This window comes from Natronospirillum sp. (assembly GCF_022565775.1).
Classification (GTDB): domain Bacteria; phylum Pseudomonadota; class Gammaproteobacteria; order Pseudomonadales; family Natronospirillaceae; genus Natronospirillum.
Window position 1 is genome coordinate 1 of sequence record NZ_JAIUMC010000166.1, and the last position, 3,168, is coordinate 3,168.

2 protein-coding genes are annotated in these 3,168 nt (G+C 60.9%); both read right to left on the bottom strand.

The window, feature by feature from the left end; genetic code table 11:
• Positions 1-111: 111 nt before the first annotated feature.
• Positions 112-456 carry a carboxymuconolactone decarboxylase family protein gene (locus LAT62_RS16250; protein ID WP_293386275.1) on the bottom strand — a complete coding sequence of 115 codons (345 nt, stop codon included), beginning with the start codon at positions 454-456 and terminating at the stop codon, positions 112-114.
• 175 nt (positions 457-631) lie between these two features.
• The coding region (gene uvrA, locus LAT62_RS16255) for an excinuclease ABC subunit UvrA (protein WP_293386277.1) at positions 632-3,168 on the bottom strand (2,537 nt) is incomplete at its 5' end.

The following is a 3,168-nucleotide window of genomic DNA, read 5'->3' on the forward strand; positions in this document are numbered from 1 at the left end:
TGGATTTTCTGCGCCTGCCACTGATCGCCCTGGTGGGCTATGCGCTATACGATGACCAACTGGACGGTTTCCTGGCTTTGGGAGCAGCGTTGATTCTCGCCGGCAATCTGATCAACCGCCAGCCCGCACTTCATCAAAGATCGCCATGGCCTCGCCGGATTTCATCAGCCCGGGGCCGCCACCCATCTGAATGACCACTTCCAGCATTTCCTGATAAGCCTCGCGGGACACATCCATCTTGGCCAGCGCCCTTGCATGGTGGGCAATACAGGGATCGCATTTGGTGGCAATGGAGATGGCCATGGCAATCAGTTCCTTCTGTGCATGCGACAGTTCGCCATCGACATAGACCTTTTTGCCCAATTCCTGAAAGGCATCGTAGACATCGGTGCGCTCCTTGCGCAGGCCGATCAGGTGCGGACCAAGGTCTTTAAGATTCTTCAGCAGATAATTCATGAGAGTCTCCTAATGTTGGGGCTCCCACTTTACAGTGGACATGTCGGCAATAGGTTGACTCAAGTCATGAGTTCGGTTTGGCAAAGAAACCTGAGGCGGTATGAGGGCACCCTCGTTCTAAGTAGAGCGAGCTTGCGGTCGGCGTTACTGTCATACCTGAAACGCCGGGTTGTCCTCACCCCAACAACTCCCCCAAATACCGCCCGGTATAAGACTTCTTCCTTTTAATCAGCGTCTTCGGCGCGCCCTGCGCTATCACCTTCCCGCCTGCTGATCCTCCTTCCGGCCCCATATCAATCACCCAGTCGGCTTCGGCGATGACGTCGAGGTTGTGTTCAATCACCAGTACGGAGTTGCCGGCGTCGACCAGCCGGTGCAGTACGTGGAGTAGTTTGTCCACGTCTGCCATGTGCAGGCCGACGGTGGGTTCGTCGAGGACGTAGAGGTTGTGTTGACTCCGCCTTCCCTTGTTGTCTTCCGGGGTCATATTGGCCTTGCTGAGTTCGGCCACCAGTTTGATGCGCTGGGCCTCGCCGCCGCTCAAGGTGGGGCTTTGCTGGCCGAGGGTCAGGTAGCCGAGACCGACATCCTGCAGCAGGCGCAGGGCATGGTGCACCTTGCTGATCGGGGCAAAGAAGTCGACGGCTTCGTCGATGTTCATCGCCAGCACTTCGCCAATTTGCTTGCCCTTGTACTGCACACTGAGCGTTTCATCGTTGAAGCGCCAGCCGTGGCAGACATCACAAGGCACCCGCACATCGGGCAGGAAGTTCATTTCAATTTTCTGCTCGCCCTGGCCGCCGCAGGCGTCGCAGCGGCCGTCACCGGCGTTGAAGGAAAACCGCGCTGGGGTGTAACCGCGCAGGCGGGCGTCCACGGTGCCGGCAAAGAGTTTGCGGATGGTGTCCCAAATGCCAATGTAGGTGGCCGGGCAGGAGCGCGGCGTTTTGCCAATAGGGGTCTGGTCCACTTCCAGTACGCGGTCGATGCTGTCCCAGCCGTTGATCTCGGTGACGCCGTCCCATACCGGCGCCTGTTTGGGCCGGCGGGCGATGGCCTGCTTCAAGTTCGGATACAGCACCCCGCGGATCAGCGTACTCTTGCCGCTGCCGCTGACGCCGCTTATGGCGACCAGTTGGCGCAGCGGTATTTTGGCGTTCAGATTGCGCAGATTGTTCTGCGTGGCGCCCCGGATATGCAGTATTTCCGGTTCCCACAGGCCGCGCATTTCGCCGTTGCGCAGCTCCGGCAAGGGATGGCGCAATGGTTCGGCCAGCATCCGGCCGGTCAGTGAGCGCTCGCTGTGCAGGATATGGTCGAGGTTGCCATAGGCCACCACCTCGCCACCGTTGATGCCGGCACGCGGACCCATGTCGATAATGTGATCGGCCTCACGGATGGTGTCTTCATCGTGTTCGACCACAATCACGGTATTGCCCTGCTGCTGCAGCTCGCGCAGGGTCTCGATCAGCCGGCGGTTGTCTCGTGTGTGTAGGCCGATGGTGGGCTCGTCCAGTACATAGGCCACGCCCTGCAGGCTGGAGCCCAGTTGCGCCGCCAGGCGAATGCGCTGCGCTTCGCCGCCGCTCAGGGTAGGAGCGGCTCGATCCAGACTGAGATAGTCGAGACCGACCTTTTGCAGGAAATGCAGGCGGTTTTTCATCTCGGAGAGCAGATCCCGCGCAATGGCGGCTTCGTGGGTATTCAGCTCCAGGCTTTCGCACCACTGCTCGGCGGCGTCCACCGGCATGGCCGCCAGTTCGGCAATGGAGCGGCCCCGGAACCGTACAGCCAGTGCAGTGGGGTTGAGCCGCTGGCCGTCGCAGGATTTGCAGGTGGTCTCCGTGCTGCCTGTCTTCCCATCCTCTTCAGCGGGTTGCCAGGTGCCCTCTTCGCCCGTCTGTTCCTCGTCAAAGCCCTTGATGGTCTGTCCTGTACCGTAACAACTGTGACACCAGCCATGCTTGGAGTTGTAGGAAAACAGGCGCGGGTCCAGTTCGTCGAAGCCGCGCCCGCAGCCCGGGCAGGCCCGCTCGGTGGAGAACAGGCGCTCGCCGGCCCCGTTGTCGACCGGGGCCACGATGACGATGCCATTGCCCAGTTTAAGCGTCTGTTCCAATCCTGCTTTCAGTGCCTGTTCAGTCTCCGGCTGCACTGGCAGTTCGGCCACCGGCAGTTCGATATTGTGTTCTTTATAACGGTCCAGCACTGGCCAGTCCGCCGTAGGCTGCCAGTCGCCGTCCACGCGCAGGCGCTCATAGCCTCGTGTGGCGGCCCACTCGGCCAGCTCGCGATAGATGCCTTTGCGGGCCACCACCATGGGTGCCAGCAGAGTCACCGTCTGATCCCGATAGTCCTTGTGCACCCGCGCCAAAATGGCGGCCTGGGTCTGCGGTTCAATCGGCACGTTGCAGTCCGGGCAGTGCTGGGTGCCCAACTTGACGTAGAGCAGCCGCAGATAGTGATGGATCTCGGTCAGGGTGCCGAGGGTACTCTTGCGCCCGCCACGGCTGGTGCGCTGCTCGATGGCGACGGCGGGCGGAATGCCATAAATGGCATCCACGTCCGGGCGAGCCGAAGGCTGCACGAACTGACGGGCATAGGCGTTGAGCGATTCCAGATAACGCCGCTGGCCCTCACCGAAGATCAGATCAAAAGCCAGGGTGCTCTTGCCGCTGCCGCTGACCCCGGAAATGACGGTGAGCTGGTTGC

Bases quoted from the DNA above. Each gene is read 5' to 3' on its own strand.
- LAT62_RS16250 (WP_293386275.1), bottom strand. From the start codon at position 456: ATGAATTATCTGCTGAAGAATCTTAAAGACCTTGGTCCGCACCTGATC.